The organism is Rhodococcus sp. (in: high G+C Gram-positive bacteria), from assembly GCF_049286785.1.
GTDB lineage: Bacteria > Actinomycetota > Actinomycetes > Mycobacteriales > Mycobacteriaceae > Rhodococcus_F.
Genome location: NZ_JBAQEO010000602.1, coordinates 1 through 5,956 on the forward strand (window position 1 = coordinate 1; position 5,956 = coordinate 5,956).

8 protein-coding genes are annotated in these 5,956 nt (G+C 67.0%); 3 read left to right on the forward strand and 5 right to left on the reverse strand.

Going from position 1 to position 5,956, the window contains the following annotated elements:
- Window positions 1–145 (forward strand): VOC family protein (locus tag WAW17_RS22020; protein ID WP_422335047.1); only part of this gene is annotated, 145 nt, incomplete at its 5' end.
- Window positions 146–157: 12 nt separating this feature from the next.
- Here the strand turns inward: WAW17_RS22020 and WAW17_RS22025 are convergent.
- Both WAW17_RS22025 and arfB read right to left on the reverse strand, forming a co-directional pair.
- The gene (locus tag WAW17_RS22025; protein ID WP_422335040.1) at window positions 158–586 is read right to left on the reverse strand and encodes a sigma factor-like helix-turn-helix DNA-binding protein; all 429 of its coding nucleotides are present in this window, start codon (window positions 584–586) and stop codon (window positions 158–160) included.
- A 131-nt stretch (window positions 587–717) separates the two neighbouring features.
- Window positions 718–1,179 carry an alternative ribosome rescue aminoacyl-tRNA hydrolase ArfB gene (gene arfB / locus WAW17_RS22030; protein WP_422335041.1) on the reverse strand — a complete coding sequence of 154 codons (462 nt, stop codon included), beginning with the start codon at window positions 1,177–1,179 and terminating at the stop codon, window positions 718–720.
- Between the two features lie 122 nt (window positions 1,180–1,301).
- Here arfB and WAW17_RS22035 point away from each other — a divergent pair, with 122 nt between their 5' ends.
- Together WAW17_RS22035 and WAW17_RS22040 are read left to right on the forward strand one after the other, a co-directional pair.
- Entirely contained in the window at window positions 1,302–2,378 is a 1,077-nt protein-coding gene (locus WAW17_RS22035) for a GmrSD restriction endonuclease domain-containing protein (protein ID WP_422335042.1), read from the forward strand.
- Between the two features lie 123 nt (window positions 2,379–2,501).
- Window positions 2,502–2,786: a LuxR C-terminal-related transcriptional regulator gene (locus tag WAW17_RS22040; RefSeq protein WP_422335043.1), complete on the forward strand. Its 285-nt coding sequence runs from the start codon at window positions 2,502–2,504 to the stop codon at window positions 2,784–2,786.
- 5 nt (window positions 2,787–2,791) lie between these two features.
- Here WAW17_RS22040 and WAW17_RS22045 read toward each other — a convergent pair whose 3' ends face one another.
- The 3 genes from WAW17_RS22045 to WAW17_RS22055 all read right to left on the reverse strand — a co-directional run bounded on the left by WAW17_RS22045 (window position 2,792) and on the right by WAW17_RS22055 (window position 5,829).
- Complete coding sequence (locus WAW17_RS22045) at window positions 2,792–4,078, reverse strand: lactate 2-monooxygenase (protein WP_422335044.1); 1,287 nt, start codon at window positions 4,076–4,078, stop codon at window positions 2,792–2,794.
- Between the two features lie 180 nt (window positions 4,079–4,258).
- Window positions 4,259–5,164: an alpha/beta fold hydrolase gene (locus WAW17_RS22050; RefSeq protein ID WP_422335045.1), complete on the reverse strand. Its 906-nt coding sequence runs from the start codon at window positions 5,162–5,164 to the stop codon at window positions 4,259–4,261.
- Between the two features lie 47 nt (window positions 5,165–5,211).
- Window positions 5,212–5,829, reverse strand: a complete 618-nt coding sequence (locus WAW17_RS22055; protein ID WP_422335046.1) for a TetR/AcrR family transcriptional regulator — start codon at window positions 5,827–5,829, stop codon at window positions 5,212–5,214.
- Between the last annotated feature and the right edge of the window lie 127 nt (window positions 5,830–5,956).

Here is a 5,956-nt window from a genome sequence, read left to right on the forward strand (position 1 = left end):
CTTCCGTCCCGAAGACCAGCAAGCCGAGGTGAAGCGACTCCTGTCTCTCGGAGCCCGGCATGCGGATGTCGGTCAGGGCGAACAGAGTTGGGTTGTTCTCGCCGATCCCGAAGGAAACGAGTTCTGCGTCCTCTCCAGCCGGTGACGAAGGCTGTGGTCACGCGTGCAGCCTGCGGAGCGCGCGGTGCTGAACCACGAGAACGCGGCCCACGGGTAGACCGAGCACCCCGGCGGTGTCGGGCACGGAGAGCCCGTCGATCACCCGCAATGTGACGATCTCGCGCGCAATCGGTTCCAGGCTCTGCAGCGGACCCTCAGTCGCCGCGGCGGTGATGTATCCGGCCTGCGCCACCACGCGCCGGATCACGCGGTAGATCTCCTGCATCGGATGCTCCCGTCGGGCAAGGCGCGGTAGTTCGCGGGCCACCGCCAGGCAGGCGTCATGCGCCACCGACTCGGCCGAACGCGCCCGGCAATAACGCACCACGCGCGGCCACAACACTTCGACAGCGGCCTTGACGGCCTCCCGATCCCCCGCCGCCGCGGCCAGCGCGGCCGAATGGAGCTGTTCATCGACGACACTCATGTGCAATTCCCCCGAATTCGCCACCAGAACTCCGCCGACCACCGGCGTGCAGAACGTCTCCCCTGAGCCTTTCACCACTCTACTGCGGCGCACATCGGGGACTTTCCCCATTTCCGGCCCCATATACCGGGTTACAGTTCGGGCTTCCTCCGGAGACTCTTGGTCTGACCACGCTGCTTCTTCGCATCCAGCCTGCGCTGCCGGGATCCCCTGGTGGGCGCGGTCGGCCGCCTGTGCCGACGTTCCGACAACAGAGCCGATCGAAGCAGAGCCGACATACGCGCCCGCGCAGCCTTGCGATTCCGCAACTGAGACCTGGTCTCCGACGCCGTGATCGTGACGACGCCGTCCACCATCCGATGCGCGAGCGCCGTCTGCATGCGGTCGAGCTGAGCCGCCGACAGGGTCGAGAGGGTCCACAGATCGACCGCAAGTTCCACCCGCGAATCGGTGGTATTGACCGACTGGCCGCCGGGCCCGCCCGAACGGGAGAACCTCCACCGAAGTTCGGCGGCGGGGATGACCAGCGCCCGCGTGACCTCGAGATCGTCGGTCACCTCGGCGCCGCCGAAGACAGGAGTCCCTTCGCTCATGATGGCAGTTTCCCATGATCACCGTGCGCATCGACATCCCGTAAATAGTTCCGCGCAGTAACGACGTAGTGTCCAGCTTCGATGAACGTTGGACTATCACTGTTTCCTTGAAGGACCTCCATGTGACGCACAACCCGCCCTCCACGCCTGCCCCGCGCGACCCCGCCCGGCGCGACAAGGCGCACTGGATCACCGGCGGTCTCGTCGCGCTCACCGTCGCGGTGTCGGCCTGCTCCCCGTCGCCCGATGAATCAGCCCAGGTCACCGCGTCCGCTGCCGTTTCTCAGGCGGTCACGACGTCGGAGTCGACCGCGTCGGCCACCGTGCCGGCAGCGACCCCGACGTCGACCGTGTTCGCGCTGTCGCCGGCCGAAGCGGTCGCCGGCGGCGACGCGAACGCCACCCTCGCCCAACTCGCCACCCTCGAGGTCAAGGGGCGCGCACCCAAGACCGGGTACGACCGTGAACTGTTCGGGCAGGCCTGGACCGACGACGTCACCGTCGAGGGCGGGCACAACGGTTGCGACACCAGAAACGACATCTTGCGTCGTGATCTCGTCGACATCGTGTTCAAGCCCGGCTCACGCGACTGCGCCGTGCAGACCGGCACCCTCCACGACCCGTACACCGGGAAGACCATCGCCTTCGTGCGCGGCTCCGAAACCTCCACCGCGGTTCAGATCGATCACGTCGTCGCGCTATCGGATGCCTGGCAGAAGGGTGCGCAGCAGCTCGATACCGAAGCCCGCCGGAACTTCGCCAACGACCCCCGCAATCTGAAGGCCGTCGACGGGCCTGCCAACCAGCAGAAGTCGGACGGCGACGCCGCTACCTGGCTGCCACCGAACAAGAGCTACCGGTGCACCTATGTTGCCGATCAGGTCGAGGTCAAGGCCGCATACGGGCTCTGGGTGACGCAGGCCGAACACGACGCGATCGCCCGCGTACTCCAGGACTGCGGCGCGGCAACGAAGGCGCCCACCACCAGCGCCGCCCCCGTACCGGTGCCTGCCACGGCCGAGCCTGCACCGGTGCCCGCACCGGTGCCGTTCGTCGCCCCGGTGCCCGCACCGGCCGAGGTCTACTACAAGAACTGCGCTGCGGCCAAGGCAGCGGGAGCCGCACCCCTCCATATCGGCGAACCCGGTTACGGCAGCCATCTGGACCGCGACAATGACGGCGTCGCCTGCGAAAGCTAGCGATTCCGTCACCGAGAACAACAAACCCCGAAGAAGAACCGCACTGCCGGGACACCCGGATGAGCTGCAGGTTATCGTGAACTGCCTGCAGGGACGTCGGGTACCTGTAGTTGTCGTCCGTGTATGAAAGCTGAGATCGACATGACCACCGCCCCCGACATACTCGGAAGCCCCGTTCGCCGCAAACCTGCCCTGTCGGCCCGCGAGGTCGAGGTACTGCGCCTCTGGCTACGCAGCGATTCGAAATCGGCCGTAGCCAACGACCTGCACATCGCCCTCGGCACGGTGAATACCCACCTGACCCGCATTCGCGAGAAGTACGCCCAGGTGGGACGTGACGCCTCCACCAAGTCCACCCTGCTTGTGCGAGCGCTTCAGGACGAAATCGTCGACCTCGCCGAACTCTGAGCGGCTCACACCCGGCGCAGCGCGTCCCGTCCGATCTCGGCCACCGAGGTGAGGCCGCTGAGGCCCATCGTGAGGTCGAATTCGGCGATCACGTTGGCGGTCACGTCCCGCACGCCGTCCCGGCCCGCCAGCGCAAGCCCGTACAGGTGCGGCCGGCCCAGCGTCACAGCGTCCGCGCCGAGAGCGAGAGCCTTGAAGACGTCTGCACCCGAGCGGATCCCACTGTCCAGAAGCAGCGTCAGCCTGCCGTCGACCACCGGGGCGATATCGGCGAGCGCGTCCAACGACGAGGTACTGCCGTCCACCTGACGTCCACCGTGATTGGACACGACGAGACCGTCCACACCGGAATCGAGAGCGCGCCGGGCATCGTCCGGATGCAGCACACCCTTGAGCAGGATCGGCAACGTCGTCCGGTTACGGAGCGTCTCGATGTCTGCCCAGCTCAGCGACGGCCGTGAGTAGATGTCGAGAAACGTCTCGACGGCCGCGCGCGGCTCGGGCGAGCGGAGATTGTCGAGGAACTTCCCCGGAAAACGCCGGGTCATCGACACCAGCGAGCGGATCGCGCCCAGCGTCACCTCCACGTCGGCCTTGCCCGTCGCCGCCGTGATCCGGTCCCGCAGAATCCGCAGGAACACCGGGTCTGACGTGTACTGGGCGATGCCCTGGCCCTGCGCGAAGGGCAGCGAACCGAGGTTGAGGTCCTCCGGACGCCAGCCGAGCATGGTGGTGTCGAGCGTGACCACCACGGCGTCCGCCCCGATGTTCTCGGCACGGTGGAGGAAACTGTCGACCAGGTCGTCGTCGGTGCTCCAATAGAGCTGGAACCACCGCGGCGAATCCCCCATCACGGCCGCGGCGGCTTCCATCGGCACGGACCCCTGATTGGAGAAGATATACGGCACGCCCAGTTCCGCGGCCGCCGAGGCGATCGCCACGTCACCCTCGGGCCGAGCGAGTTCGGCAGCGCCCACCGGTGCGAGAAGGACCGGGGCAGGCAGACGTCGGCCGAACAGTTCGACACCGATATCCCGGTGGGAGACGTCACGCAACACCCGCGGCACGATCTGCCACCTGTCGAAGGCCTCGCGATTCGCCTGCATCGTGCGGCCCATCCCCGCGCCGCCGTGCACGTACGCCCACGCCTTCGCACTCATTTTCCTGCGAGCCCGGCGCTCCAGCGTATCGAAATCCGTGGGGACCGAAGGGATACGGCCGAGGACACCGTTCCGGTAGATCACGTTCTGACGGGCCCGGCCCGGATTGTCCTGATGCGCGCTCGAAGACATGTGCCCGAGTCTTGCACAGCAGGACGTCCGGGGACATCCGGCCGCCGCAGCACCTCGCGTCCCCTGCCGTCGCGCCCAATGTCACATTCGTTCAATCTGACTGAACCACTGTGACATTGGGCGACGAGGCGGGAGCGGTGGGGCGACGAGGCGGGAGCGGTGGGGCGACGAGGCGGGGGGCTACTTCTCCGCGGCGTCCCAGATCTCGAGGAGCGAACCGAGGATGCCCTCGGCCAGTCCCAGCCCGCCGAGGTGGCTTTCGCCGTGCATGGTGTGGAGCTCCGCGTTGGGCAGCAGCGACACCATGTGCTCTCCGTGCCGGAACGGGATGATGTGGTCGTGGTCGCCGTGCCACCAGCGCACCGGCGTGGTGACGTCACCGACGCGGAAACCCCAGTCCTTGGCGAACAGCACGATGTCCGCGAAGGGCGCGCTGAACTGTTTGCGTCCACCGTTGAGCAGGTCGTCCAGGAACATCGCCTTGAACTCGGGCCGTGCCAGGAGGCGGCGGTCGCCCTCCGGGGACAGCCACCCGTAGAGGTCGATGATCGGCGACGCGAAGGGCTTCGCGACGCGGATGACTGCGCTGGCCGCGAGACCGATCGGCACCCCGGCTACGAGCGCAGGTGCGATGAACACTCCGAGGTCGATCAGTCCGCCCCTGATTGCGTCCGGGCCCTGCGTCGGCGCGACGCCTCCGAGGATCCCGGCGGCGACCACCCGGTCCGGCATCGCATACGCGGCCGCGAGCGCGTACGGGCCACCACCGGAGAGACCGATCACCGCCATCCGGTCGATCCCCAGCGTATCTGCCACTGTGCGGAGATCCTCGGCGAATGCCAGCACCGACTCGTACGAGTGCGGCGTCGAGGAGCCGACGCCGGGACGGTCGAGACCGATGAGCCGGACATGATTGCGTTCCGCATAGACGCGGGCCTCCACCGGCACCTGACGACGGGCGCCGGGAGTACCGTGCAACCAGATCACCGCCCTACCCTGCGCCGAACCGAACTCGGCGAATCCGAGCCTGCGATCCTCCCCGACCGCTATTGTGCCCTCCAACTGCGGGCGCGCGATGTCCACCATGCCCACAGCATTACACGTGACCGCCATCACGCCGGCGGGGACCTCGCCTACCGGTGCGCCGTGGAAGTGAACTGGTAGGTGGCCGCGTCCACGATCTGCTCCGGCGTCACGTCGATCTCGCCGTTCAGCCAGGCCGTGATGAGTTCGGCGAGCCCGCCTACGAACAGGAATGCGGTGATCTCGTCCTGCGGCGACGACAACGCCCGGTCTCCGTACAGTTCCTTCGACTCCTCCGCCACCAAGGCGGCGAATCCGTGCAACAACTGCCGTCGCCGGGTTCGCAGCGGCTCCGCCCCCGCCGACTCGACGATCGAGACCTGTCCCTTCCGGGGGTCCGCGGTGAGGATCTGGACGAAGGCGGAGATCGCCGCCCGTACCCGTACCTCGGGATCTCCGGTCACCGTCTGCAGCGCAGCGAGCGCGGCCTCTCGGATTTCCGTGGCGATATGTTCGATGACCTGCATCAACAGATCGTCCCGGCCTGTGAAGCTCTCATAGAAGTAGCGTTCCGTGAGTTTCGCCTCGGCGCAGATCGCCGTCATGGTCGCCTTCTCGGCTCCGGCTGTACCGAACACCTGCAGGCCGGCCTCGAGGAGTCGCGCACGACGCTCGGCAGCACGCTCCTGCGAACTCATCCCGCGGTACTGGCGTGCCGGCTGACTCATATGTCGATGTTGACAGACACCCGACTGTGACGCACACTACACCCAACTGACAGGACGTCCTGTCACATTTGATCCGGGGAGGATTCTTGTCGAAAGCCTAGGCCGACCCACCGGCCGGCAGCACACT